Source organism: Kingella sp. (in: b-proteobacteria) (genome assembly GCF_030527935.1).
GTDB lineage: Bacteria > Pseudomonadota > Gammaproteobacteria > Burkholderiales > Neisseriaceae > Kingella_B.
In genome coordinates, this window is sequence record NZ_JAUMZV010000026.1 from 1 (window position 1) to 24,416 (window position 24,416).

The following is a 24,416-nucleotide window of genomic DNA, read 5'->3' on the forward strand; positions in this document are numbered from 1 at the left end:
GAAATTCTAACTTAATGTGAATTTCCTGAGTTATCTAGGACAGCCCCAAATTTTTAATATCAGGCAAGATTCCCACCTACGCGGGAATGACGGCATTTTCTATTTTTCAGGCTGCTGTTAGGGGTTTTGCAAAGGTTTCAGCCTGAAAAATGGAGCGTCGGCGGCTCGCCGACAAGGCAGCATCCCGCGCCCAGCCTATTTAATGCACACGATTGAGCAGTCTGCCATTGCTGCGCTATTTGGGTTTTCAGGCTGCCCCAGTTGCCCATGCCAGTAGTTGCCCACATCAGCCAGTAGTAGTGTGTGGCTTTGCCACGCACCGTTTAGCCAATGTTAAATAAATGAAGCATCGCAACAGCGTGAACGCCATTATTTTCAGGCTGCCTTTATACGCCAGATGCAGCCTGAAAACCTGTTAGTAACATTATGGTTGATGGCAAGCAGTACGGATTAAAAACCCTGCCATCTGTTCCTTCCCCCGCTGGCGGGGAAAGGCTAGGATGGGGGTGGTAGCGAGATTAAACAGCCCCATCCCAACCACCCAGCCCCACCCCTTTTCAGGCTGCCTAACCCCCACAACAAAAACCAACCACGCCACAAACGCCCATCCCCGCCATGTCCAAACTCCCCACCTTTCTCCTAGCCACCCTAATTCCCACCGCGCTCTACGCCGCCGACAGCCTCATCACCATCCCCGAAAAACCCATCATCCCCGCCCAGCCCGAGCGCAACGCCCCCCAACTGCCCGACATCCCCACCCCCAGCCCACCCCCCGCCCATTCAACCAACCACCCAACCCAAGATTTCGCCACACTAGAAGCCCAGCTCAACCAAGCCATCAACCAACAGCAACACGAGCAAATCCCCGCGCTGCTCGCCCAATACCAAACCCACCCCCAAGCCGACCCCAATCTCGTTTTATTCGCCCAAGCCCAAATCGCCCGCCACCAAAAACACTACCCCCAAGCCATCCGCCTGCTGCGCCAAATTCTTGCCAACAACCCCAATCTCACCCCCGTGCGCGTAGAACTCGCCGTGCTGCTGTTTCGCGAACAACAAAACACCGCCGCCCAACAGCAATTTCAGGCTGCCCAAGCCGACCCCGAGCTGCCAGCCGACATCCACGCGCTCAACGAGCAATACCTAAACGCCCTAGGGCAGCGCAAAGGCTGGCACAGCTACATCAGCGCCCAATACCTAAACGAAAGCAACGTCAACAACGTATCCAGCAACCCACGCATAGAAAACACCCCCTTTATCAAAAACCCCGCCATGCAGCCACAAAAAGCCCACGGCATCGGCTACGCCGCAGGCAGCGAGCGCGACATCAACCTAAAAAACGCCCACTACGCCCACATCAGCGGCTACCTTTACGGCAAAACCTACTGGGACAACCACGCCTATGACGACATCACCGCCCGCGTCCAAGCAGGCTACGCCCACAAAAGCAGCCAAGGCAGCCTGAAAATCACCCCCTTTTACGAACAACAATGGTACGCCACCCACCGCTATAAACACGCCCACGGCATCCGCGCCGAAAAAAACCAACGCCTAACCGACACCCTACAACTCACCCTAGCCGCCGAAATCAGCAAACAACAATACCGCCACGACACCGAACTCAACGGCAACAGCAAAACCCTATCCACCACCCTATATTGGCAAATCAACCCCCGCAACTACATTTACAGCGGCATCGATGCCCTATGGGAAAGCACCCGCCAAAAAACATACAGCTACCACCTAAACAGCTACCGCATCGGCTGGGAACACGAATGGAACAAAGGCCTATCCAGCCGCATCAGCCTATCCACCTCCAGCCGCCGCTACCAAGCCAACTACCAACTTGGACGCGCCATCCGCTTTGACCGCAAACGCCAAGACGAAATCTACACCGCCAACCTAACCATCTGGAAACGCGACTGGCACATCAAAGGCATCACCCCCAAGCTCAGCTACCAATGGCGCAAACAACACAGCAACTTTGATAGCCTGTTTTCCTACCACAAAAGCAGCCTGAATTTGCTATTGGAAAAAACGTTTTGAATACACAAAGGCAGCCTGAAAATGGAGCGGCGACGGCTTGTCGCCATTATGCTTAACCCATAAAGGCAGCCTGAAACCCATTCAGCCAAGCCCCCCTTATTTACCCAACCAACCCTTAACGGAGATGATTATGAAACCCCAAACCCCCTTAACCCTAGCACTACTGGTTGCCCTAAGCACCACCGCGTGCAGCACAGGCGGCGGTGGCGGCGATGAAATCCCACGCCCCAACCCCAGCGTGCCTACACCTACGCCCACCCCGACACCTACGCCTACACCTACGCCCACCCCACCGCCTACGCCAACCCCCACACCAACACCTACTCCAACCCCCACCCCCGAAGAAAAAGCCGCCTACATCAAAAACACCGTTATCAGCGCATTCAATAACGACCCCAACGCCGCCAGCTACAAATACGCCACCGATGAAGCCGCCCGCCAAGAGCTGTGGAAAACCGTGCAAGGGCGCGACAATGTAACGTTTACAGCCAACGGCTCAGCGAACTGCGCAGGCAATAGGTCTGAATGCAAAAACACTGCCGAAAAAGGCGCAGTGGTTCTGTCGCACAAACAAAGCTATTCAGGCTACGCCGTTATCCGCGAAACCTATGGCTCAGCCACCGCGCCAAGCAATTCCTATGTTGCCTTAATTGACACGCCCACCACCGACCGCAAAACCGTGGTGGATGCCACTTACAAAGGGCAAGCGTCATACAGCAACAAATTCAATCCCACCGTAGCCAGTCGCGCCGATTTCACGCTAACCGTGAGCGGCGATAGTGTTTCAGGCATCATCAACAACGCACCCACAGGCACAGGCGTTGTTTACCCGCTGGTTACCCTAAAAGACGGCACCATCAACGCCACCACCGCAGGCGTAACATTCAGCGGCGAAGCCGATTTCGCTGCCCGCACCTTTAACGGCAGCGCGAAAAACCCCGACCTAGCTGGCACCTACCGTGGCGCATTCGCAGGCGCAAACGCCGAAGAAGTAGTCGGCGTATTTGAAACCAATTCAACCGTCAAAGACACTTCCGTGCAAGGCGCGTTCGCAGGCACACGCCAGTAAAACCAAGGCAGCCTGAAAACGGATTGCCCCCTAGTTGGCGCAACGCTCCCGTTTTCAGGCTGCCTACTGCGCCGCCTACAATCGGCGCGTAGGGTGAGAACTTGTTCACGCACCAGTTAGCAAATGCTTAACGATGCGTGGCAACGCCACCCCTACTTAACGCCGTTGTTATTTCCCCCCAACCCACCTTTCAGGCTGCCCACCCAAAGGCAGCCTGAAAACCGCATTTCCCACAACCCCAACCCCCAACAAAAGAACCCAACCATGCCCCCCATTTCCCCCAAGCTCATCCCCATCGCCATCATCGCCGCCTTTGCCCAACCCGCCCTAGCGCAGCCCGCCGCACAGCCCCCCGCAAAAATCCCCGCGCAAAAAGCCACCCAAAACACCTACGTTACAGGCAGCCTGAAAAACGGTTTGCAATACATCATTCTCACCGTGCCCAGCGAAAAAGGGCGCATAGACGTGCGCGTGCAAGTGGGCGCGGGCGCAAGCGATGAAAACGGCAGCAGCGAAATCGGCGTGGCGCACATGGTGGAACACATGGTATTTCGCAGCAATCCGCAATTCCCCAACGGCGTGGGCGACACGCTGATTGCCAACGGCTGGCGGCGCGGCGCAAACTTCAACGCCATGACCAACTATGAGCGCACGCTGTATATGTTCAGCCCCAACAAAGGCACGGCGCAGCTAAACGAAACGCTCAAAGCCCTATCGTCCATGCTCACGCCGCATCCGTTTTCCGCCGCCGATTGGGAAAAAGAAAAACAAGTCATCCTTGCCGAATGGCGCAACGGCTTGGGCGTAAACGAGCGCATGAACCGCAAGCGCACCGCCGTTATCCGCAGCGGCAGCCGCCAAGCGCGTTACGCCATCATCGGCACGCCCGAAAGCATCACGCAAACGCCCGTGCAAGTGCTGCAAGACTTCCACGCGCGTTGGTATGCGCCCAACAACATGAAACTCATCATCTCGGGCGATGTGCAACCCGCCGCCACCCGCGCCCTGATAGAACACTACTTCGGCAGCCTGAAAAGCCAACCGCTGCCCGACCGCACAGGCGATTACTACGAACCCAAACTGCAAAACGGCTGGCACGTTGAGCAAATTCAAGACAAAGATTCAGGCGCAAGCCAAGTCGCGCTGATTTTCCGCCTAAACGACAGCCCAAGCCGTGGCAACAGCAGCGAAGCAGGGCGCGAACGCCTGATAGACCGCTTTGCCGGCAAAATCCTTACCCAACGCCTGCGCGACCAGCAAAGCCATCTGCCCAAAGGCGTGAGCAACATCAGCCTGCGCAAAGCCGATATTGGGCGGCACACCACAGGCGTAGGCTTGTTTGCCAGCGTGTTGCCCGATGCCCATCAGCAAGGCATCACCGTGCTGCTCAACACCCGCGCCCAAATGCTGCAACAGCCCATCACCCAAGCCGAAGTGGATGCCTACCGCGCCACGCTGCGCAAAGTGATTGCCAAGCAAAAAGAAAAAAACAGCCTGCCCGAGCCGTTTGGCGATGTGTTGCAAACCATGAGCGATGATTTTTTTGCCGACAAGCCCACGCGCACGCCCGCCGAAAACGCCCGCCGCGCCGAAGCCAACCTAGCCAAAATCACCCCCGCGCAAGTAACCGCCCGCATCCAGCAATGGCTCAATGCCAGCGATAAGCTGGTGCAAATGCAAGCCCCATCGCTCACGCCGATTGCGCTGCCCAGCAACGACAGCATCGCCGCCGCCGCGCAGCAAGCCGAGCGCACGCACCAGCCCAAGCTGCTTGCCGCCAAAGCGCAAGGCAAAGGCGCGTTCACCGACCAGCCCCAAGCGCACCCCATCCAAAGCGAGCAAAGCCAACCGCTTTCAGGCAGCCTGAAAAGCCAAATCACCTATTGGACGCTGCCCAACGGCGACAAGGTTGTCTTGCTGCAAAATCCCGTTGCCCAAGACAAAATCTATTGGCAAGCCATCGGCGGTGCAGGCTTTATGCAGCCCGAGCAAAACCCGTGGCAAACCCAGTTAGCCAGCCAAATCATCTGGCAATCCGCGCCGCAAGGCTGGACAAGCGAACAGCTTGGCGCGTGGAAAACCCAACACAAAATTTCGCTCAACCAAAGCACCGAAGCGCAGCAAAGCAAGGTAACAGGCAGCGCGCCGCAAAGCGAAGCGCAAAACCTGTTCCACCTATACCACGCCTACTACGCCACGCCGCAAATCAGCGAAGACTACCGCGACAGCATCGCCAGCATGGCGCGGCAAATCGCCATGAACAACCAATCCAGCCGCAGCATTAAAGAAAACGCCACCGTGAAACTGCGCTTTGGCAAACCTGCCTACGAAATGCCCAGCGCAAGCGAGCTAGACGATACCGAAGAGCCGCAAATGTTTGCGCAATGGCAAAAACTCAACCGCGCCCCCGTAACGCACTACATCCTAACCAGCCAAAGCCCCGCGCAAATCAAACCGCTGGTAGAGCGTTATCTCACCGACCAACCGCGCCAAGCCGTTGCCCCCAGCAGCGAGCGCAAACCGCTGGCGGGCAGCGAAATCAGCCGCCAAGCCGTGAACAATGTTGACCGCAGCGATGTAACCGTGTACGCATTTAGCGAACAAAAATGGCAGCCTGAAACCGCCGCCCAAGTCGCCCTGCTGCGCGAGTTAGCCCACGAGCAGCTCAAAGCCGAGCTGCGCGACAAGCAACTGGGCGTGTACAGCCTAAAATTTGAAACCACGTTCAACCCCGACACCAACCGCGTAGAAAGCGAACTGCGCTTTGCCACCACTCCCGACAAAGCCGAAATGCTGTGGCAACTGGGCGAGCGCGTGCTGCAAAACTTCCCCAACACGCTCACCGAGCAACAAGCCACCGTCCTGCGCGCCAAACTTGCCGAGCAAGAGAGAAAACGCAAAACATCGCCCGAAACATGGCTCAACCGCCTGATACTCAGCCAAACCCACTTTGGCGATGCCCGCTATCTCAACAACATGGCAAACCTGCCCAACAGCATCACGCTGGACAACCTGCGCCAAACCGCCCGCCTGCTGTGGAACAAGCAAAACCGTCGCGTGATGATTGCCGACCCCGATGGTGGCAAGCAGCAGTAGTAGGCAGCCTGAAACAGCATTTTCAGGCTGCCCCAAATGGAGCGGCGACGGCTCGTCGCCAAAATGCCTGAACCAATAAGCAGCCTGAAAACCCAACAGGGTAGGGTGTGCAACTTGTTGCGCACGCTGTTTACATAGCTAGCCAAGGCAGCCTGAACAAGAATAAGCAGCCTGAAACGCCGCTTCCACGTTGTGATGACGTTGAACCACATTTCAGGCTGCCTAACCGCCCATTCTCGCGCCCCCCATCCCCATCCACCCCACAAAGCCCACCATGCCCAACCTTATCCAAAATCTCCAAACCATCCAAGCCCAAATCGCCCAAGCCGAAGCATCCGCCCACCGTCCCGCCAATAGCGTGCAACTGATTGCCGTCAGCAAAACCTTTCCCGCCGACCACATCCGCACGCTCTATCAACACGGGCAACACCACTTCGGCGAAAATTACATCCAAGAATGGCGCGACAAAATCCCCCAGCTTGCCGACTGCCCCGACATCATCTGGCACATCATCGGCAACGTCCAATCCAACAAAAGCCGCCCCGTCGCCGAACACGCCCATTGGCTGCACACCCTAGACAGCGCAAAACTCGCCCAACGATTGAGCAAGCAACGCTCCGCGCATCTGCCCGCTTTGCAAGTGCTGATAGAAATCAACATCGCCTGCGAACCCGCCAAACACGGCATCGCGCCCGAAGAGCTGCCCGCGCTTGCCCAAGCCGTCGCCGCCCTGCCCCGCCTAAATCTGCGCGGCTTGATGTGCGTTGCCGCCCACAGCGACAATCCCAGCGAACTGCGCCAACAATTCAGCCAAATGCACAGCCTGCTCGCCCAACTGCAAACCATCGCCCCCCAAGCCGACACCCTATCCATGGGCATGAGCAGCGACATAACCCTAGCCATAGCATGCGGCGCAACCATGGTGCGCATCGGCAGCGCGATTTTCGGCAAGCGCGATTATTCAGCAGCCTGAAAACGTTAAAAACAAGCCAAACCGATTTTCAGGCTGCCTTAAATACACAAAAGCAGCCTGAAAACTCACCCCCCACTTTCAGGCTGCCCACTCTCTAAACCATAGCACCAAAAATTCTAAACCCACCCCCGCCCATCCATTACAATCCCATCCTTTCAACACCCCACAAGGAAAAATCATGTTTAAACACACGCTCTTAGGCTTCTCCATCGCCATCGTACTCGCTGCTTGTGGCAAAGGTGGCGATGCCCCCGCCGCATCCGCCGTTGCCCCACAGCCTGCCGCATCCAACGCTGATGCCAGCGCAGCCAGCGGCAACCTGCTAGACAAACTCAACAACAAAGAAACCATCCTAGTCGGTACCATGGGCACCTACGCCCCATTCACCTACCACGAAAAAGACGGCAAATTAACTGGTTACGATGTAGAAGTAACCCGCGCCGTCGCCGCCAAACTCGGCGTGCAAGTAGAATTTAAAGAAACCCCGTGGGATGCCATGATGGCAGGGCTCAAAGCAGGACGCTTTGACATCGTCGCCAACCAAGTCGCCCTCACCTCGCCCGAACGCCAAGCCATGTTTGACAAAGCCACGCCATACAGTTGGAGCGGCAAAATGCTCGTCGCCCGCGCCAACCACGCCGATGTCGCCAAACTAGAAGACATCAAAGGCAAAAAAACCGCCGTGATGCTCGCCTCCAACTACGACGAAGTCGCCAAAAAAATGGGCGCAGACCTCGTCCACACCGACACCATGGCGCAAGGCCTGCTCATCGTGCAGCAAAAACGCGCCGAATTTACGCTCAACGACGAACTCTCGCTGCTGGACTACCTGAAAAAAGACCCCAATTCAGGGCTAAAATCCGTATGGCGCACCCCCGCCACCGAAAAACTGGGCGCAGGCTTGGTGATTAACAAAGGCAACGAAGCCGCCCTCGCCAAAATCAACGGCGCAATGGAAGAGCTCAAACAAGACGGCACGCTGAAAAAGCTCGGCGAACAATTCTTCGGCGAAGACGTAAGCGTGCATTAACCGTACACATTCAAGCAATCCAAACAATCGGGCATCCACGCCCGATTTTTTGCAGCAGCCTGCATAGCGTAGCAGCGTTGCGAAGCCAACCGCAGCCCAATTTCCCACCCCATCCGCACATCCCATTTTAATTTTGACACAAGTGCACGGCTTGCAAGCAAGCCGTAGAAACGCGCAAGCCGTTTCAGGCTGCCCAAGCATCCCGCCCGCGTTTAGGCAGCCTGAAAACACCGTTTGATGCTGTGGTAAGCAAAAATTTTGCTGGATAGATTGGCTTTCAGGCTGCCTAACGCTTCACTAATGTTTAATGCTGCTGCCCACTCCCCTACGTCCAGCCGAACGGAGCATCCTTTTTTCGGAAAAAAGCGTGCGCTTGTTCGACGACGCACGAAGTGCGGCTAGTTCGCACGCGCCGAAAAAAGGATGCGCAGTGAGGGAAGTTCGCGCAGCGAACCTGCACGTCGGGGTCGCCTTTCTTTTGCTTACTTTTCTTTGGCGAAGCAAAGAAAAGTAAGTGCCCCGTCGGTACGAGACGCATGGTTAAAGCTAAACAAAAAGCCAGCCACAAAACACAAACCATTTTTCAGGCTGCCCAACCCTGTAAACAAAGGCAGCCTGAAAACACATCTACATATTTTCAGGCTGCCTTATTTGCATCTACACGTTTTACGCCACTATTCGCATTTCAACGCGCTCACCCGCGCGGGGAAATCGCGCTCAGCGACTTTACACATTTCCACGCGCTGAGTGGGTGTGGCTGCGGGCAGGGCTTGCACCAAAAATTTCACCACTTCGCGCGCGGGCGTGGTGGCGGCTTGGTTGGCTTTGGCAAAACAGGTATCGGCGCGCTTGAAATAATGCTGACACTCGGCGGGCAGTTGGTCGTAAGTAAGCGGTTTGGCGTGGCTGACTCCGTGGTAATGGGCTTGAGCAAATGCGCTGGTGCTGATAAGCAGAGCGAAAAGCAGGGTTTGGCTGGTTTGCATGGTTGGGTTCTCGGGTGAATGAAAGATACGGATTATACGCTGATGTGGGGGCAATCGGCAGCCTGAAACGTGATTGGGTGGTTTGCAGTTGCTGCTTTGTTTTGGGTTTCAGGCTGCCTTGGGGATTGGATAACAATTTCTAACAGCGTGCGCAGTCAAGCTGCACATCCTACATATGCTTTTCAGGCTGCCTTTTATCGCATTAAGGCAGCCTGAAAAGCTATTGACTATTGGCAAAATAGCGGGCTTGGGTGGGCAAGTCAGTTGTCCACCCTACGACTGAATGTTGTGTGCTCACATCAACGCCAGCGCATTCAAACACTTTTCGCGCATGCCGTTTTGTGGGGTGAGCGTTAGGCTGGGCAATTTCAGCGTGTAGGGTGCGCCTGTTTTGTCGGCTTGCAGCACGCGGTGGGCGAGTAGGCTGGCGAGTTTGTCGCTGGGCGTGCCTGCGGGGTAATCTTGATAGGAGATGATTTCGCTATGCACGGCGGGCGGCGGTTCGTCAAACACTTTGTCCATCAGCTCGCCGCGCTTGGCGTAGGTTTTCCATGCGATGTGTTGCAGCGATGCGCCGTTGATGTGGGGCTTTAAAAAGGCAATGTCTTCGCCGTGCATGCCTGCGCGTTGCGGGGTTTGCTCGGGGTCGGGCACATCGTGCGTGCCAAAGTCGCTGTGCGGCAGGGGCGCGGGATAGACTACGGCTTCGGTGTGCCATTCGGCGCGGCATTCGGCGTGAAACATCCCAAACGGGGCGGATGTTGCCAAGCGCAGCAACAGCGGGCGGGGAAAATAGCCGCGCCGTTGCACGGGGATGCGCCAGCGCATCGGTTCGCTTTTCAGGCTGCCTGAAAGCTGGCAACGCTGCCACGCGCTGTGGTCGGCTTCGCTGTCTTCGTTCACCTCTTCGCGCGATTCGCTGCGCCACCAAAACACGCGGGCGCGTTTGCCCGAATGCTCGGTGCTGATTTCGGCTTCGGCGGTGTCGCCTGCGAACACTTCGCCTTCATAGCGAATGGTTAGATGCAAGCCAAGCAGTTGGCGGCGCGTCATCAGCGCGGCAATGCCGATAAACGCCAGCACCCAAAAGCAAATCGCATACGCCACGTTCACTTGATAATTGACCGCGCCCACCCAAATCGCCACGCTCAACAGCGTCATGCTGATGCACAGCTTGGTGGGGCGCAGCGAAACGTGTCGTCCTGCGATGCTGCGCTCTTCTGCCAGCAGCAGCGTTTCTTTGGGCTTGCGGTTAAACAGCGACATTTTCGGCAATTTCCATCAAGGCGTGGCTGCTGTTTTGCTGTTGCAACGACTGCAATCTATGGTTGCCCACGGGCACCCACACCGCTTTCACATCTTCGGGCAACACAAAATCGCGCCCATCCAAAAACGCCCACGCTTTTGCCGCGTTGGCGATTGACAAGCCTGCGCGCGGGCTTAACCCCACGGCAAACAGCCCCGCGCGGCGCGTTGCCGCCACCAAGCGGAAAATATAATCCGCCACCGCTTCCGATAGCGTGATGGCTTGCACCAGCTCTTGCCATTGCAACAAGGTTTCGGGAGAGCCAACCGCTTGCAGCTTGGGCAGCAGCTTGCGCCTATCACCCTGAAAATAAAGATGCTTTTCCGCTTCGGGCAAGGGATAACCCATGCTCAACCGCATCATAAAGCGGTCTAACTGGCTTTCGGGCAGCGGAAACGTGCCAAGCTGTTCAGACGGATTTTGCGTTGCCACCACCAAAAACGGGCGAGGCAGGCGATAAGTGCGCCCATCCACCGACACTTGCCGCTCTTCCATCGCTTCCAGCAGCGCAGATTGCACTTTGGGCGAAGCGCGGTTGATTTCATCCGCCAGCACAAATTGGTTGAACACGGGGCCGGGATGGAATTTGAAGCTGCCTTCGTTAGGCTGGAACACGTTGATGCCGAGCAAATCGGCGGGCAACATATCGTTGGTGAACTGCACGCGTTGGTATTTCAGCCCCAACACGGCGGCAAGGCTGGTTGCCAGCGTGGTTTTGCCCACTCCCGGTACGTCTTCCAGCAAAACGTGTCCGCCCGCGAGTATGCAGGTTAAGAGTTGTTTTAATACGGTCTGTTTGCCAAGAATGATGGCGTTGAGTTGTTTGAAAACAGGGTCAAAGGTAGGGTTGGGCATGGGTGTCCTTTTGGGGTGGGGTTGGGATAAGGGAAAGGGGGCTTTCAGGCTGCCTTTGGGCAAAATCTGCAAGCGATGGAGCGTCGGCGGCTCGCCGACATTTTGCCAACCAACAAACCATGTTGAATGGGTGGTGTCCTAAAAAGTATGCTGTACTGCTGTCCCCTCTCCCGCTGGCGGGGGAGGGTTAGGGTGGGGGTGGCTGTTTAATCCACCTACCACCCCCATCCTAGCCTTCCCCCGCCAGCGGGAGAAGGAACAGATTGCAGGATTTTTAACCCATACTGCTTACTATCAACCATAACCAAGCCAGCATAGCCTGAAACCTTTGCAAAACCTAAAACGCCACAAGAAATAGTAACGTCCATCATTCCCGCGCAGGCGGGAATCTTGGTTGAACTCACGCAATGGGTTGTTTGTGCATGCATTTATGAATGTTTAGCAAGATTCCCGACTGTGCGGGAATGACGGCATTTTTGAATTTTTAGCTTCGCAACTCCGCTTCGCTACGCAGGCTGCTGCTAGGGTTTTGCAAAGGTTTCAGCCTTTTAGTATTCCGCCAATCGTTTAATCAATCTTGATATATTCCACCGCCAAAATCTCAATCTGCTCGCGCCCATCGGGGGTATTGAGCCACACGGCATCGCCTTCTCGCGCTTTAATCAACGCGCGGGCAAGCGGCGACTTCCACGAGATTTTGTTTTGCGCGGCATCAATTTCGTCTTCGCCCACAATGCGGACGGTTTGCTCCGCGCCGTTGCCGCGTTCCAGCGTAACCGTGGCGGCGAAGAACACTTGGTCGGTGGGCTCGCGTGTTTCGGGGTTCACCACCACCGCATCTTGCAGGCGTTTGGTTAAAAAGCGGATGCGGCGGTCAATCTCGCGCATTCGGCGTTTGCCGTAAAGGTAATCGCCGTTTTCGCTTCGGTCGCCATTGCTGGCTGCCCAGTTCACAATTTGCACGATTTCGGGGCGTTCTTTGTTCACCAGTTGATAAAGCTCGTTTTGCAGGGCGGCGTGTCCTGCGGGGGTCATGTAGTTTTTGATTTCGGACATGGTTTTTGGCTCGGCGCGGGCGGCGCAGCAAAAAGCGTGTATTGTAGCCGAAAATGCTTTCAGGCTGCCTGCGGGATGGGGTTAGGCAGCCTGAAACGGGGGCGGGTGTGGCGAAAATGTTGCTGGGGCGGTTTTGGCGTTGTTTTTGGGTTTTCAGGCTGCCTAATCCCGTAAACAAGATAGGCAGCCTGAAAACCATCACGCGCGTTCAAACAATTCAATCCGCCGCGTAAAGCGTTGGCGCAACACCATTTGATGCGTGGCGCACAGCATGGCGGTTTGGGGCAACTCCTGCCGCAAGAGTGCAAACAGATGCGCGGCGGAAGCATCGTCCAGCGCGGCGGTGGGTTCATCCATTGCCAACACTTGCGGGCGATGCAGCAAGGCGCGGGCGATGCCGATGCGTTGCTGTTCGCCGCCCGATAGCCGCGCTTGCCAATCGGTTACCGTATCCAGTTCATCGTTCAACTGCGCCAAGCCGACTTTTGCCAATGCGGCACGGATGCTGTCTTCGGGCAACGCGGTTGCGCTGGGGTAGCTCAATAGGTTTTTCAGGCTGCCCAGCGATAAATAGGGCTTTTGCGGCAAAAACAGCACGCTGCCTGCTATCAACACGCTGCCGCCATCGGGCGCGTTTAAGCCCGCCAACACGCGCAGCAAGCTGGTTTTGCCCGCGCCGCTTTTGCCATCCAGCAACACGCATTCGCCTGCGCCAATTTGCGCGTTAATCGGGCGATTATGTCGCACAACTAATTGATTAAATTGAATAGACGCGGATGATGTAGGCTCGGGCGATTCGGTTGCCGCCAGCGTGGGCACGCCATTTAAGGCAGCCTGAAAATCCGCCAGCCGCGACACCACCGCTGCCCATTCCATAATCCGCTTGTAGTAATCCATAAACCAGCCAAAGCCGTCTTGTACGTTGCCAAAGGCAGAACGCGCCTGCATCAGCCCGCCAAAGGTGAGCGTGTGGGCCAGATACAGCGGCAGCGCGGCGGCGATGGGGATAAATTGGGTAACGCGCAGATAGGTGGCGGAAAAAGTTTCCAGCCGCAGCTCGCGCCCAATCAGTGCGTACCAATTGTCGCGCACGGCGGCAAAACGGCGGCTTAGGCGGCTTTTTTCGCTGTTTTCGCCACGATAAAAGGCGATTTGCTCGGCATGGTCGCGCACGCGCAGCAAAGACGCGCGATAGTCGGCTTCGCGGTGCTGGCGGTCAATATTAAGCGGATGCAGTTTGCGCCCAATCAGATGCGTGGCCAGCGTGCACACCAGCGTGTAGCCCAACGCCACCCACACCAAATAACCCTGCAACTGCCATGTTTTACCGCCGATGTCTATTTTCAGGCTGCCTGAAAGCTGCCACAGCACCACCACAAACGCGCCCAGCTTTGCCGCGTTCATAATAAAATATTTGAACAAATCAATGCTTTTATCAGCCAGTAAAAAGCAATCTTCGGCTATGCGCTGGTCTGGGTTATCAGGCTCGCCCTGCGGCTGGGTTTGCAAACGATAGGCACGATGCTGCGCCAGCCACATTTGCGTGAAATGCTGGGTAAGCTGCTCGCGCCAACGAAACACAAGGATTTTGCGCAGCCAGTTGCCCAGCACCACAAAGCCCACCGTGAGCGCGATAAAGCCCAAATATTGCCACAGCAGCGCATACAGCAGCGGGCGGTTGAATTGTTCCAGCGCGTCATAAAAATCTTTGTTCCACGCGGTGATGTAAACGCTCACGCGCACAATCGCCAGCGAAAAGCCAATCACCGCCGCCAGCAGCAACCACGCTTTCAGGCTGCCTTTGCCGCGCCAAAAGGGGCAGGCGAGTTGATAGAAATGTTTTAGGGTGTCCATGTTGTTTTGACGAGAGTAAGAACCTGTATTCACTATTTCCATAGGCAGATTTTATGACATAAAAACGCGGCTACCGCGTTAAAAATGCTCGCAAGGTGTCCAACCTTGCTGTGCTTTTTGCCTTGTATCTGCGCTTTTATGTCATAAAATCTGCCTATGGAAATAGTGAATACAGGTTCTAAATGTTTTATTTTATGATAACGACAATCATTTGATGGATTTTAATCTTACGAAACGCAAGCATGGAGTTTACTCATGCTTGCTTTCGCTTTTTACCTTTTAACAATGGGAGAAACAGATGACGAAAAAGCATCCATCTATCGGACCGCATGAAGGCAAGGAATTGGAACTGATGCTGGCGGGTGAAAAGCCGTTGGCATTATATTTTTCTGATTACCCCATTCCTGCGGAATTTGGGCCGTATCTTGCCAGCGGACGATTATTCCGCACCGATGTGCGTTCTGCTTTTGATTACAAAGGCGAACCTTATTACTACCAAATCGTGTCACTCACGCCTGATGACCCCAATATTCAAAAGCTAGTTACGCTCAAAGAGTTAAACGGCTTTGACGATGATGAGGAACGCGCTGTTGGCAAATTGCTGGGCTACAAGGCAGAAGATGTGGAATACTATATTCAGCATCATCGCGCCGTTGCGCCGCAATATCCAACGGCGCGGATTGACCCAATCCCCAATGCCAAAGAGATTTTGCAAGAATTGGGGTTTTAACCATCAGGCAGCCTGAAACCGTTTTTCAGGCTGCCTTTGGTTTAAATAGGCAGTCTGAAAACCTTTGCAAAACCCCAATAGCTGCCTGAAATCTAAAATGGAGCGGCGGCGGCTCGCCGCCAAATCATTTATTAAACATCGCATGACTGATTTGCCAAAATGTCGGCGAGCCGCCGACGCTCCATTAGTTACAGTTTTTGCAAAAGTTTCCATTTGGCAACAAGCCATCGCCACTCCATTTTGGGTTTCAGGCTGCCTAATATTCAATAGGCAGCCTGAAATAGCGTTTTCAGGCTGCCTTGGTGCTTTATTTAAACTTCCAATCTACTTTCAGCGAAATATTGCGCGGTTCGCCTAGGAAGTTGTTGATGCCGTTATAGCGCACTTTGTTGCTTTCAAAATAGCGTTTGTTAAACAGGTTATCGGCAATCAAGCTAACTTGCAGGTTTTCGCTGGGCGCGTATTTCACATCAGCGTGCCACAGCGCGTAGCCGCCTTGTTTCACATAGCCTAAGCTGCTGGTTTTGCTTTGCGCGCTCACGCCGCCGCCAACTGTCCATTTGCGACCGCCACAAGGCAAATCATAGCTGGTGTGCAGTCGGAACATATGCTTGGGCGTGTGGCGGCTGAAATTTGCGCCTTGCAAATAAGGCGATACGCTGTTGCGTCCGTTTTCGCCACGCATATATTTGCTGTTGTTGAGCGTGTAGCCCGCAAAGAGTTTCCAGTTTTCGGTTAGGTTGCCCGAAATTTCCAAATCCAAGCCACGGCTGCGAACGTGTCCTACGTTTTCGTTGTACCATTTGTTCAGCGTTGGGAAATACACTTGCACCGAACGGTTTTTCTGGTCAATCTGAAACAGCGCAACGGCGGTATTGAGCTTACGGTTAAACCATTCGCCTTTCCAGCCGATTTCGTAGTTATTGCCTACCACGGGTTTCAAGTAACGTTCGTTGATGTCTTTATTGCTGTTGGGTTTGAAAATGCTGGTGTAGCTGGCATACACGCTTTGGCTGGGCGTGATGTCGTAAGTGATGCCGAAATAAGGCACAAAGCGGTTTTTGCGGCGAACGCTGTGTTCATCGGCATCGGAATCGGGGCGATTGTTCCACCAATCGTAATCGGTTACGCCATCGGCTTTCCATTGGGTGTAGCGCGTGCCTGCGAGAATGTGTAGGTTGTCCAACACGTTAAAGCGTGTGCCCAGCATCAGGCTGTTGGATGTGATGCGGTTATGGTAGAACGTGCGGTCGTTGTAGTTTGCCCAGTTTGGCTCGGCTTGCTCGCCGCCTGTAAACGTGCGCGGGTTGTAGGCGCGGCTGTTGCGGATGCGTCGCCATGTGGTGTCGTTGTTTTCACGCGAATAGGTGTAGCCCAAGAACACATCGTGCTTGCGCCCTAATAGGTCGTATTTGCCGTTTAGGTTGAGCTGGATATTGGCTTGGTGTCCGCCGTTTTGGTAGTTTTGGAAGTTTTGCGTGCTCAATGTGCCGCCTGCGGGCAAGCCTCGGTAGGTGGTGCTGGCGTTGTAGATTGCGCCAAGACGGCTGGTGGATTTGCTGTATATGTAGTTGAACTTGGCGGTTGCCACCCAATCATCGTTGAAATAATGTTCCAACTCGGCAAAGGCGTTGGTTTTGCGGAATTTGGCGTGTGTCCAGTCGTAGCCCAGATAGGTATCGGTGTTAAAGCCTGCATCGCCACCGCCCACGCTCATCGGCACGCCGAAATAATCGGGCGTTTCGGTGTGGCGTTGGTGGAGCAAGCCTGCGGTTACTTTGGTGTTTTCGCCGATGTGTCCTTCTAATACGCCGTAGAACAAGCCCAAATCACCTTTGTCGTTGTCTTTATTGCCCCTGCTGCGCTCGCCCACAATCACGCTGCGCCCGCGCAAGGTTTGGGATGGGTTCAGGCTGCCTGAAACGTCTAACGTGGCGCGGGCTTTGCCAAAGCGGTTTACCAGCAAATCGCCTTGAATTTGCGTTTGCGCGGTGGGTTTTTTGCGCACGGCGTTTACTGTGCCACCAGGTTCGCCGTTTACTTGGGTTAAACCTGTTGCGCCACGCACCACTTCAATATGGTCATAAATGCTCAAATCGTACAGGCTTTGCGCATCGCGGTAAGGGTTGCCAGACGAGCCTGCCACGGTGGTGGAAACGCCGTCTTCTTCAATTTGGTCAACATAAAAACCGCGCGATTGGAAGCGATAACGCCCTGATTCGCGTAGCACGTTTACGCCTGTGGTGGTTTTGAGTGCGTCTTTCAGGCTGCTGATGCCGCGGTCGTTAAGCTGGGTTTTGGTAATCACGCTCACCGATTGCGGCGTTTCTTTGGGTGTCAATGCCAAGCCTGTGGTGGTTTTCATCGCCGAAGTGGTGTAGCTGTCTTTGTTTTCCGTGCGCGTGCTGCGGTTTACGGCGGAAACGGTAACGTTTTGCAGCGTTTGCGTTTGTTGTGTCTGTTGTGTCGGCGCGCTGTTTTCGCTGGCAGCGGGCGGGGCGGTTTCATCGGCGGCTTGCGCGGCAAGGCTGAACAATGCAGCAGATACGCTGGCGGCAAGCCATGTTTTGCGGATGGTCATGTTGGTTTCTTTCAAAAATAGGTTAAAAAAAGGTGTGTTCTAAATAAAAAAGCACGACATCATAATTCATTTTGCTTAACGGTTGATAACAATTGGCAAAATATTTTTGTTTTCAGACTGCTCTAAATTTACGTTTCGTTACAGATGGTGTACCATGCGCAGGCTTTTCATTTTTATCGCGCAGCAGGCACAACCGTTGCGCGATTTGATAAAGCCGCCGTTTCCAAACGAGACCGCCCCTTTGTCAGGCAGGTGAAAATCAACCCATTCTCTTTTTAATCTTTTGAAAGCAAAGGAAATCTCATGAAAGTTTATTACGATAAAGATGCTGATTTATCCCTAATCAAAGGCAAAACCGTTGCCATTATTGGCTATGGCTCGCAAGGTCATGCGCACGCTGCCAATTTGAAAGACAGCGGCGTGAACGTGATGGTGGGTTTGCGTCAAGGCGCGTCTTGGAACAAAGCCGTTGCGGCGGGTTTTGATGTGCGCACCGTTGCCGAAGCCACCAAAGCGGCAGACGTGGTGATGATTTTGCTGCCCGATGAAAACCAACCGCTTGTTTACAAAAACGAAATCGCGCCCAATTTGAAAGATGGCGCAGCGTTGGCGTTTGCCCACGGCTTTAATGTGCACTACAACCAAATCGTTGCGCCCAAAGGCGTGGACGTGATTATGATTGCGCCCAAAGGGCCGGGGCACACCGTGCGCAGCGAATTTTTGAAAGGCGGCGGCGTGCCATCTTTGATTGCCGTGCATCAAGATGCAACGGGCAAAGCGCGTGATATTGCTTTATCTTACGCGGCGGCAAACGGCGGCACCAAAGGCGGCGTGATTGAAACCGACTTCCGTCAAGAAACCGAAACCGATTTGTTTGGCGAGCAAGCCGTGTTGTGCGGCGGCTTGGTTGAGCTGATTAAAACAGGCTTTGAAACGCTGACCGAAGCGGGCTACGCGCCCGAAATGGCGTATTTTGAATGCTTGCACGAGATGAAGCTGATTGTGGATTTGATTTACGAAGGCGGCATTGCCAACATGAATTACTCCATTTCCAACAACGCGGAATTTGGCGAATACGTTACGGGCGTGGAAGTCATCAACCAGCAATCGCGCGAAGCAATGCGCAATGCGCTAAAACGCATCCAATCGGGCGAATACGCCAAAATGTTCATCACCGAAGGCGCGACCAACTACCCCAGCATGACGGCGCGTCGTCGCCAAAATGCGGCGCATCCTGTGGAACAAATCGGCGCACAACTGCGTGGCATGATGCCTTGGATTAGCAAAAACAAATTGGTGGACCAAGATAAAAACTAATCTGGATTAAATCCTGTTAGGCAGCCTGAAAAAACAAAACCGTTTGGTGTTCTGCCAAACGGCTTTTTATTGCGGGATGGATTGGATTTCAGGCTGCTTAATCCCACCACAACCGTTTACTATTGCCACTCTCTCCCCTACGTCCAGCCGAACGGAGCATCCTTTTTTCGGGAAAAAGCGTGCGCTTGTCCGACGACGCACGAAGTGCGGCTAGTTCGCACGCGCCGGAAAAAGGATGCGCAGTGAGGGAAGTTCGCGCAGCGAACCTGCACGTCGGGGTCACCTTTCTTTTGCTTTGAACCTGTATTCATTATCCGCGCGAATAGATTTTGCGTCATAAAAGCATGGATACAAGGCGCAAAGCGCAGCAAGGTGGGCACCTTGCGAGCATTTGCAACGCCGTAGCCATGTTTTTAGGGCGTGAAAGCTATCGTGTGGATGATGAATGCAGGTTCACACTTTGGCGAAGCAAAGAAAAGTAAGTGCCCCGCTGGCATGAAGCGCATGGTAAAAGCAATACCCAATAACCACAAAGCACCAACCTTGTTTTAGCTTCGCAACTCGCTGAGCCACACAGGCTGGCTCTGATGTTTTACTCGTTTTCAGGCTGCCTATTTTGTTGTCATTATCTCTTACCACGTTTACGCCCATGCTAGACATCATCATCCCCTGCTACAACGCCGCCCACACCCTGTTCCGCGCCGTGCAAAGCTGCCTGAACCAACCCGAAGCCCAGCACATTTGGCTGATAGACGATGCTTCCACCGACCACACTTGGCAAACCATTTTGCAGTTGCAACAACAGTTCCCGCACAAAATTCAGGCTTTCAGGCTGCCTGAAAACAGGGGCGCGGCGCAAGCGCGAAACTGGGGCGCAATGCAAAGCCAAGCCGAGCTGATTGCCTTTTTGGATGCGGACGATGAATACCAGCAGGGCGCGTTATCCGCCGCGTGTTTTTCGTTTCAACAATTTGATTTTTTGGGACTGGTTCGCCTGCGCTTGCAAGCGGTGGGGCTGCCTGAACACTATCGCGCGCAGCCCGATTTTGCGCGGGCGTGGCACAGCGTGCAGATGACGGTGGGCGGCAACACGGTGTTTCGCCGTGTGTTTTTCTTGGCATGTGGCGGCTTTCCGCATGATGATTTGTTTCGCCAATTTGGTGGCGAAGATGGCGCGTTGGGCTTGGCAACGGTAGGCAGCAGCGTGGTTGGCACGCTGTTTGATGAACACGAGCCTGCGGTGTTGCACCATTGGCGCGATGGCATTCACGCCGCGCATTTGCTGGATGCGATTTTGTTTCGGCGCAACCCGCGCGCTGTGGGTGCACACGATTTAGACCGCGCCAACCAAGTAACGCAGCGCATCCAAACGCAATTAGGCAGCCTGAAAACCATTCTTGCCGCGCCGCAAACGGGCGTGATGCCTTTGCTGGTGGAGCGTAAATAGGCAGGCTGAAACGTTTACTTACCCCTTTTCAGGCTGCCATCCATGTGTTTTGCCAAGGTCTCTATCTATGAACGCTTCTTTTGTTTTAACGGTTGCCATTCTGCTGCTGATTTTTGTTGCGCTGCCGATTTTGCTGCTGCGCCGCCGCAACCGAAATCCTTTTTTGGCGAAAAACCCCAAGCTGCCCTATTTGCGCCGCCCGCTGATGACGGCAACGGAAATGGATGTCTATATCACGCTGCTGGAAGCCTTGCCCGATTACATGGTGTTTAGTCAAGTGCAGGCTTCGCGTGTGTTGGAAGTGCCTAAAAGCCGCGAGACATATTATTGGTTTAATTTTGTGAGCCGTTTGAGCTATGACTTTGTGATTTGCCGCGCCGATAGCACGCCGATTGCGGTGATTGAAGTGGACGATAGAACGCACGAGCTGCCCGAGCGGCAGGAAGCGGATAATCGCAAGAACAAGGCAACCGAAGCGGCGGGCGTGGCGGTGATTCGCTGGCTGGTGGGGGAAACGCCGAGACATGAAGCGATTGCGAAGTTGATTCGGCGGATTGATAGGAAGAGTGGTTAGCGGGATAAAGGCAGCCTGAAAATCAATTTATCCTGCAATAAAAACCGTTTGGCGCAATACCAAACGGTTTTGTTTTTTCAGGATGAAACCTTTGCCTGCGTAGCGAAGCGGAGTTGCGAAGCCAAAACAAGGTTAGTGCCTTATGGTTGGCTTTGAGTGAAGCTTTAACCATGCGCTTCGTGCCAGCGGGGCACTTACTTTTCTTTGCTCCGCCAAAGAAAAGTAAGCAAAAGAAAGGCGACCCCGACGTGCAGGTTCGCTGCGCGAACTTCCCTCACTGCGCATCCTTTTTCCGGCGCGTGCGAACTAGCCGCACTTCGTGCGTCGTCGAACAAGCGCACGCTTTTTCCCGAAAAAAGGATGCTTCGTTCGGCTGGACGTAGGGGAATGGGTGGTAGTAGTAAACGGTTGTGATGGGATTAAGCAGCCTGAAAACCAATCTATCCAGTAAAAAAACCGTTTGGCTAAACAGCAAACGGTTTTATGTTTTCAGGCTGCCTTAGCTGCCTTCTCCGCCCTAAACCCGCTCAAATCCAGCACTTCATCAAACAAATCCACCAATTCGTTTTGATGGCTGACCACGACAACGGTGCTGTTGGGCAGGCGCGTTTTTAGCAGCATAAGCAGGCGGCGGGCGGTGGGCAGGTCTAGCGCGCTGGTGTTTTCGTCTAAATACAGGTAATCGGGCGCGGCAAACAGGGCGCGGGCGATGGCGATGCGTTGCTGTTCGCCGCCTGATAGGGTGTGCGCCCAGTTCACATCGGGGGCGTGAAGCTGCGGGATGTATTTTTCCAGCCCTACGTCTGATAGCAAGGCGGCGTAGTCGGCTTCGGGCTGGGCTTCGCGCGGGTAGCTGATGATTTCGGCGAGCGTGCCTTTGCCTAGATAGGTGCGCTGGGGCAACAGCAGGCTGCTGCCGTGCGGGCGTTGCCAGTCGCCATCGTAGTCCACCCATAAGCCGCCGATGGTGCGCAGCAGGGTGGATTTGCCCAAGCCGCTTTGCCCTGCTAGGCGCGTCCATTTGCCTGCGCTGATGCGGGCTTGCACGTTTTGCAAGATGGCTTCGCCTTGCGGGGTGTAGAGATTGAGCTGGTTGAGCTGCAAGTCTTCGCCTGCGGGGGCGGCGCGGTCGCGGTTTTGCTCGGCTTCAATGTTGTGGCGGAACTGGCTTAACCGCTGCACGGTCGCGCTCCATTCGGGCAAGATGGTGTAGGCAAACACAAACCAGCTAATAGAATTAAACACGGCGGAAAAGGCGTTTCGGATTTGCATCAGGCTGCCTAGGGTTAGGGTTTTGGCGATGATGAGCGGCACAGAAGCCACCACGGGCAGCATCAGTGAGAAGCGGTCGTAGCCTGTGGTAAACAAGCCAAGGCGCAATTCGGCGTTCATGATTTTTTTCCAGTTTTGCATGATGCGGGCAAACTCGGTTTTCAGGCTGCCTGTTTCGCGGTGTTCGCCTTGATACAGGGCGATTTGCTCGGCGTTGTCGTGTTTGCGCACCAGCGATGCGCGGAAATCGGCTTCAAATTTTTGCTGCGCGTAGTTGAGTGCGTGCAGTTTATGCCCGATAACTTGGGTGAACAGCGTGCCAAACAGGGCGTAGGCAACCACCACCCAAACCAAATAGCCTGTGATGGTGTAGCTGCTGCCGAATAGATTAAACGTGTGCGTGCCGCTCAATCGCCACAGGATTTGCGAGAACGAATAAAGCTGGGCAAGATTGGTGAGCAGCGAGATAAACAGCTCTATGGTGCGCGAGACGAAGATGTTGATGTCATCAGCGATGCGCTGGTCTGGGTTGTCGGTGCTTTGTTTCAGCGCGATGCGGTAGTAGGCGCGTTTGGCAAACCAGTTGCCCAAAAATTGCTCGGTTAGGTAGTTACGCCATTTGATAATCAACAGCTTGCGCAGCCATGCGCGGGCAACGCTGGCTAGGATAAAGATGCCGACATACATTAAATATTCGCCGATTAGCCCGTATATCACGCGCGCTTGGCTGGCGGAGAACAGCGTGTCGTAAAAGCCTTTGCTCCATTCGGTGATGAGCACGTTGATTTTGACCACGCCAAAGCCGAGCGAAACGAGCACGATAAGGATGCCCCACGAGAGCGGGTTTTTGCTGTTGAGCCAGTAGTCTTTGATGAAGTAGTAGAAGTTTTTGATTAGGGTTTTCATGGGTGGGGTTTGGGGAGTGAGGTGGATGGGATGGTTTTGGGGCTGCTTTGGCAAAACCTAAAATGAAACAAGGAATAGTTAAACTGTCGTCATTCCCGCGCAGGCGGGAATCTTGGTTAATCTTAAACAATGGCTTGTTTTTACAATCATTTATGAATATCAAACAAGATTCCCGCCTGCGCGGGAATGACGGCATTTCTTATTTTTCAGGCTGCCTAATGTTGCGCACGATTATGTTAGGCAGCCTGCGTAGCGAAGCGGAGTTGCGAAGCTAAAACGGGTTAGGCAATCACGCCAAGGTGTTCCAACAGGATAAACGTGCCGATGCCCATCAACACGATGCCGCCAAACAGTTCGGCGCGTTTGCCAACCATGCCGTCTAACACGCCGCCGAGCTTGATGCCGATGATTGCCATCAGCGTGGTGGCTGCGCCGATGGCGAGCGCGGTGAGCCAGATATTGACATCCAAAAAGGCAAGGGTTACGCCCACTATCATGGAGTCTATGCTGGTGGCGATGGCGGTTATCAGCAGCAGCCATTTGGATGGCATGGCGGGGTTGCTGGGTGCGCTGCGGTTGTTTTCGCCATCGGCTTCGCTTGCGGGCAACAGGCTTTCACGCACCATTTTGCCGCCCAACACCAGCAGCAAGCCGAATGCTATCCAATGGTCAAACGCTTCAATATAGCTGGCGGCGATGCTGTCCGCGCCGTAGCCGATGAGCGGGGTGATGGTTTCTACGATGCCGAAAGTGAGCGCGATTTGGGCGACTTGGGCGGCGCGAAGTTTGCCGCAGCTTGCGCCGCGTGCGATGGTAGCGGCGAATGCGTCGGCGGACATACTGAATGCTAGGGCGGCGGTGGCGAGTGGGTTCATGGTTTGTGGGTTGTGTTTGTTGGGGCGAAAAGGGGCGGATTATAGCGAATTAGAATAACAATGGCGCAAGTAAATGGTGTGTTCAAAGCCTTTGATGTCGTTGGTTTGGGTTTGATTCTTGCCGTGGATACCGATGACGAAATTGCGTTTGGTGATGGCGATGCCTGCGTAGTTTTGGGTACTCATCAATGAACCTTTCTTCTATTCGGTTATGCCGTGCACACGGCTTGCAAGGTTGTTTGAAACATAATGCTTACGTTTTCGCTAGGCGGGGCGATATTTCAGGCTGCATCAATATAGCGTGTGAATAAGATTGCGCAAAAATGTCGGCGAGCTGCCGATGCTCCATTTTAGCTTCGCTGGAATGCGTTTCAGGCTGCCGTGGGACAGTTGAGCCGATGCTCCGTTTCAGGCTGCCCAATCATTTTAGCTTCGCAACTCCG

The 24,416-nt window shown here is 54.4% G+C and carries 30 protein-coding genes; 12 read left to right on the forward strand and 18 right to left on the reverse strand.

What is annotated here, in order from left to right; translation table 11 throughout:
• Nucleotides 1–137 precede the first annotated feature (137 nt).
• On the reverse strand, nucleotides 138–287 hold the full coding sequence (locus Q4A85_RS09000) for a hypothetical protein (RefSeq protein ID WP_303109602.1): 150 nt from the start codon (nucleotides 285–287) through the stop codon (nucleotides 138–140).
• Nucleotides 288–615: 328 nt separating this feature from the next.
• On the opposite strand from Q4A85_RS09000, the gene Q4A85_RS09005 reads away from it, so the two are divergent.
• From Q4A85_RS09005 to Q4A85_RS09025, 5 genes are all read left to right on the forward strand, one after another.
• A complete protein-coding gene (locus Q4A85_RS09005) occupies nucleotides 616–2,046 on the forward strand; it encodes a surface lipoprotein assembly modifier (protein WP_303109603.1) in 1,431 nt (476 codons plus the stop codon).
• A 130-nt stretch (nucleotides 2,047–2,176) separates the two neighbouring features.
• Nucleotides 2,177–3,115 (forward strand): transferrin-binding protein-like solute binding protein, encoded by a 939-nt coding sequence (locus tag Q4A85_RS09010; RefSeq protein ID WP_303109605.1) that lies wholly within the window; start codon nucleotides 2,177–2,179, stop codon nucleotides 3,113–3,115.
• Between the two features lie 123 nt (nucleotides 3,116–3,238).
• A complete protein-coding gene (locus Q4A85_RS09015) occupies nucleotides 3,239–6,211 on the forward strand; it encodes a M16 family metallopeptidase (protein WP_303109607.1) in 2,973 nt (990 codons plus the stop codon).
• A gap of 274 nt (nucleotides 6,212–6,485) precedes the next feature.
• Nucleotides 6,486–7,184, forward strand: coding sequence for a YggS family pyridoxal phosphate-dependent enzyme (locus Q4A85_RS09020; RefSeq protein WP_303109609.1), 699 nt, complete (start codon nucleotides 6,486–6,488; stop codon nucleotides 7,182–7,184).
• Nucleotides 7,185–7,362: 178 nt separating this feature from the next.
• Nucleotides 7,363–8,214 carry a transporter substrate-binding domain-containing protein gene (locus Q4A85_RS09025; RefSeq protein ID WP_303109611.1) on the forward strand — a complete coding sequence of 284 codons (852 nt, stop codon included), beginning with the start codon at nucleotides 7,363–7,365 and terminating at the stop codon, nucleotides 8,212–8,214.
• On the opposite strand, the gene Q4A85_RS09030 is transcribed toward Q4A85_RS09025, so the two are convergent.
• The 10 genes from Q4A85_RS09030 to Q4A85_RS09075 all read right to left on the reverse strand — a co-directional run bounded on the left by Q4A85_RS09030 (nucleotide 8,211) and on the right by Q4A85_RS09075 (nucleotide 14,313).
• A complete protein-coding gene (locus tag Q4A85_RS09030) occupies nucleotides 8,211–8,354 on the reverse strand; it encodes a hypothetical protein (RefSeq protein WP_303109613.1) in 144 nt (47 codons plus the stop codon). The genes Q4A85_RS09025 and Q4A85_RS09030 overlap by 4 nt on opposite strands.
• 72 nt (nucleotides 8,355–8,426) lie before the next feature.
• Nucleotides 8,427–8,603, reverse strand: coding sequence for a hypothetical protein (locus tag Q4A85_RS09035; protein ID WP_303109615.1), 177 nt, complete (start codon nucleotides 8,601–8,603; stop codon nucleotides 8,427–8,429).
• Nucleotides 8,604–8,888: 285 nt separating this feature from the next.
• On the reverse strand, nucleotides 8,889–9,200 hold the full coding sequence (locus Q4A85_RS09040) for a hypothetical protein (protein WP_303109617.1): 312 nt from the start codon (nucleotides 9,198–9,200) through the stop codon (nucleotides 8,889–8,891).
• Nucleotides 9,201–9,494: 294 nt separating this feature from the next.
• Nucleotides 9,495–10,466: a DUF58 domain-containing protein gene (locus tag Q4A85_RS09045; protein ID WP_303109619.1), complete on the reverse strand. Its 972-nt coding sequence runs from the start codon at nucleotides 10,464–10,466 to the stop codon at nucleotides 9,495–9,497.
• Nucleotides 10,453–11,361: a MoxR family ATPase gene (locus Q4A85_RS09050; protein ID WP_303109621.1), complete on the reverse strand. Its 909-nt coding sequence runs from the start codon at nucleotides 11,359–11,361 to the stop codon at nucleotides 10,453–10,455. The genes Q4A85_RS09045 and Q4A85_RS09050 overlap by 14 nt, the downstream gene beginning before the upstream one ends.
• A complete protein-coding gene (locus tag Q4A85_RS09055; protein WP_303109623.1) occupies nucleotides 11,342–11,482 on the reverse strand; it encodes a hypothetical protein in 141 nt (46 codons plus the stop codon). The genes Q4A85_RS09050 and Q4A85_RS09055 overlap by 20 nt, the downstream gene beginning before the upstream one ends.
• A 94-nt stretch (nucleotides 11,483–11,576) precedes the next feature.
• Nucleotides 11,577–11,732: a hypothetical protein gene (locus Q4A85_RS09060; protein ID WP_303109625.1), complete on the reverse strand. Its 156-nt coding sequence runs from the start codon at nucleotides 11,730–11,732 to the stop codon at nucleotides 11,577–11,579.
• Nucleotides 11,733–11,928: 196 nt separating this feature from the next.
• Nucleotides 11,929–12,417 (reverse strand): transcription elongation factor GreB, encoded by a 489-nt coding sequence (gene greB / locus Q4A85_RS09065; RefSeq protein ID WP_303109628.1) that lies wholly within the window; start codon nucleotides 12,415–12,417, stop codon nucleotides 11,929–11,931.
• Between the two features lie 59 nt (nucleotides 12,418–12,476).
• Nucleotides 12,477–12,638 carry a hypothetical protein gene (locus Q4A85_RS09070; RefSeq protein ID WP_303109630.1) on the reverse strand — a complete coding sequence of 54 codons (162 nt, stop codon included), beginning with the start codon at nucleotides 12,636–12,638 and terminating at the stop codon, nucleotides 12,477–12,479.
• On the reverse strand, nucleotides 12,616–14,313 hold the full coding sequence (locus tag Q4A85_RS09075) for an ABC transporter ATP-binding protein/permease (protein WP_368500208.1): 1,698 nt from the start codon (nucleotides 14,311–14,313) through the stop codon (nucleotides 12,616–12,618). The genes Q4A85_RS09070 and Q4A85_RS09075 overlap by 23 nt, the downstream gene beginning before the upstream one ends.
• Nucleotides 14,314–14,569: 256 nt before the next feature.
• On the opposite strand from Q4A85_RS09075, the gene Q4A85_RS09080 reads away from it, so the two are divergent.
• Nucleotides 14,570–15,001: a hypothetical protein gene (locus Q4A85_RS09080; protein WP_303109632.1), complete on the forward strand. Its 432-nt coding sequence runs from the start codon at nucleotides 14,570–14,572 to the stop codon at nucleotides 14,999–15,001.
• Nucleotides 15,002–15,004: 3 nt separating this feature from the next.
• Here Q4A85_RS09080 and Q4A85_RS09085 read toward each other — a convergent pair whose 3' ends face one another.
• Entirely contained in the window at nucleotides 15,005–15,145 is a 141-nt protein-coding gene (locus tag Q4A85_RS09085) for a hypothetical protein (protein WP_303109634.1), read from the reverse strand.
• Between Q4A85_RS09085 and Q4A85_RS09090 the strand changes: the two genes are divergently transcribed.
• Nucleotides 15,144–15,359: a hypothetical protein gene (locus tag Q4A85_RS09090; RefSeq protein WP_303109635.1), complete on the forward strand. Its 216-nt coding sequence runs from the start codon at nucleotides 15,144–15,146 to the stop codon at nucleotides 15,357–15,359. The two genes, Q4A85_RS09085 and Q4A85_RS09090, sit on opposite strands and share 2 nt — an antisense overlap.
• Here the strand turns inward: Q4A85_RS09090 and Q4A85_RS09095 are convergent.
• Nucleotides 15,309–17,582, reverse strand: a complete 2,274-nt coding sequence (locus Q4A85_RS09095; RefSeq protein WP_303109637.1) for a TonB-dependent siderophore receptor — start codon at nucleotides 17,580–17,582, stop codon at nucleotides 15,309–15,311. The two genes, Q4A85_RS09090 and Q4A85_RS09095, sit on opposite strands and share 51 nt — an antisense overlap.
• Nucleotides 17,583–17,885: 303 nt before the next feature.
• Here Q4A85_RS09095 and ilvC point away from each other — a divergent pair, with 303 nt between their 5' ends.
• Complete coding sequence (gene ilvC, locus Q4A85_RS09100; RefSeq protein ID WP_303109639.1) at nucleotides 17,886–18,899, forward strand: ketol-acid reductoisomerase; 1,014 nt, start codon at nucleotides 17,886–17,888, stop codon at nucleotides 18,897–18,899.
• 66 nt (nucleotides 18,900–18,965) lie between these two features.
• Here the strand turns inward: ilvC and Q4A85_RS09105 are convergent, their stop codons facing one another.
• Complete coding sequence (locus Q4A85_RS09105) at nucleotides 18,966–19,100, reverse strand: hypothetical protein (protein WP_303109641.1); 135 nt, start codon at nucleotides 19,098–19,100, stop codon at nucleotides 18,966–18,968.
• Nucleotides 19,101–19,518: 418 nt separating this feature from the next.
• Here Q4A85_RS09105 and Q4A85_RS09110 point away from each other — a divergent pair, with 418 nt between their 5' ends.
• From Q4A85_RS09110 to Q4A85_RS09120, 3 genes are all read left to right on the forward strand, one after another.
• The gene (locus tag Q4A85_RS09110) at nucleotides 19,519–20,346 is read left to right on the forward strand and encodes a glycosyltransferase family 2 protein (protein WP_303109643.1); all 828 of its coding nucleotides are present in this window, start codon (nucleotides 19,519–19,521) and stop codon (nucleotides 20,344–20,346) included.
• Between the two features lie 67 nt (nucleotides 20,347–20,413).
• Nucleotides 20,414–20,920 carry a DUF2726 domain-containing protein gene (locus Q4A85_RS09115; protein WP_303109645.1) on the forward strand — a complete coding sequence of 169 codons (507 nt, stop codon included), beginning with the start codon at nucleotides 20,414–20,416 and terminating at the stop codon, nucleotides 20,918–20,920.
• 319 nt (nucleotides 20,921–21,239) lie between these two features.
• Nucleotides 21,240–21,371, forward strand: a complete 132-nt coding sequence (locus tag Q4A85_RS09120; protein WP_303109647.1) for a hypothetical protein — start codon at nucleotides 21,240–21,242, stop codon at nucleotides 21,369–21,371.
• 38 nt (nucleotides 21,372–21,409) lie between these two features.
• Here Q4A85_RS09120 and Q4A85_RS09125 read toward each other — a convergent pair whose 3' ends face one another.
• Nucleotides 21,410–23,098, reverse strand: coding sequence for an ABC transporter ATP-binding protein/permease (locus tag Q4A85_RS09125; protein ID WP_303109649.1), 1,689 nt, complete (start codon nucleotides 23,096–23,098; stop codon nucleotides 21,410–21,412).
• Between the two features lie 152 nt (nucleotides 23,099–23,250).
• Between Q4A85_RS09125 and Q4A85_RS09130 the strand changes: the two genes are divergently transcribed.
• The gene (locus tag Q4A85_RS09130; protein ID WP_303109651.1) at nucleotides 23,251–23,373 is read left to right on the forward strand and encodes a hypothetical protein; all 123 of its coding nucleotides are present in this window, start codon (nucleotides 23,251–23,253) and stop codon (nucleotides 23,371–23,373) included.
• A gap of 6 nt (nucleotides 23,374–23,379) precedes the next feature.
• On the opposite strand, the gene Q4A85_RS09135 is transcribed toward Q4A85_RS09130, so the two are convergent.
• The 3 genes from Q4A85_RS09135 to Q4A85_RS09145 all read right to left on the reverse strand — a co-directional run bounded on the left by Q4A85_RS09135 (nucleotide 23,380) and on the right by Q4A85_RS09145 (nucleotide 24,394).
• Nucleotides 23,380–23,973 carry a manganese efflux pump MntP family protein gene (locus tag Q4A85_RS09135; protein ID WP_303109653.1) on the reverse strand — a complete coding sequence of 198 codons (594 nt, stop codon included), beginning with the start codon at nucleotides 23,971–23,973 and terminating at the stop codon, nucleotides 23,380–23,382.
• 39 nt (nucleotides 23,974–24,012) lie between these two features.
• Nucleotides 24,013–24,159: a hypothetical protein gene (locus Q4A85_RS09140; RefSeq protein WP_368500210.1), complete on the reverse strand. Its 147-nt coding sequence runs from the start codon at nucleotides 24,157–24,159 to the stop codon at nucleotides 24,013–24,015.
• Between the two features lie 67 nt (nucleotides 24,160–24,226).
• Nucleotides 24,227–24,394 carry a hypothetical protein gene (locus Q4A85_RS09145; RefSeq protein WP_303109655.1) on the reverse strand — a complete coding sequence of 56 codons (168 nt, stop codon included), beginning with the start codon at nucleotides 24,392–24,394 and terminating at the stop codon, nucleotides 24,227–24,229.
• Nucleotides 24,395–24,416: the final 22 nt, after the last annotated feature.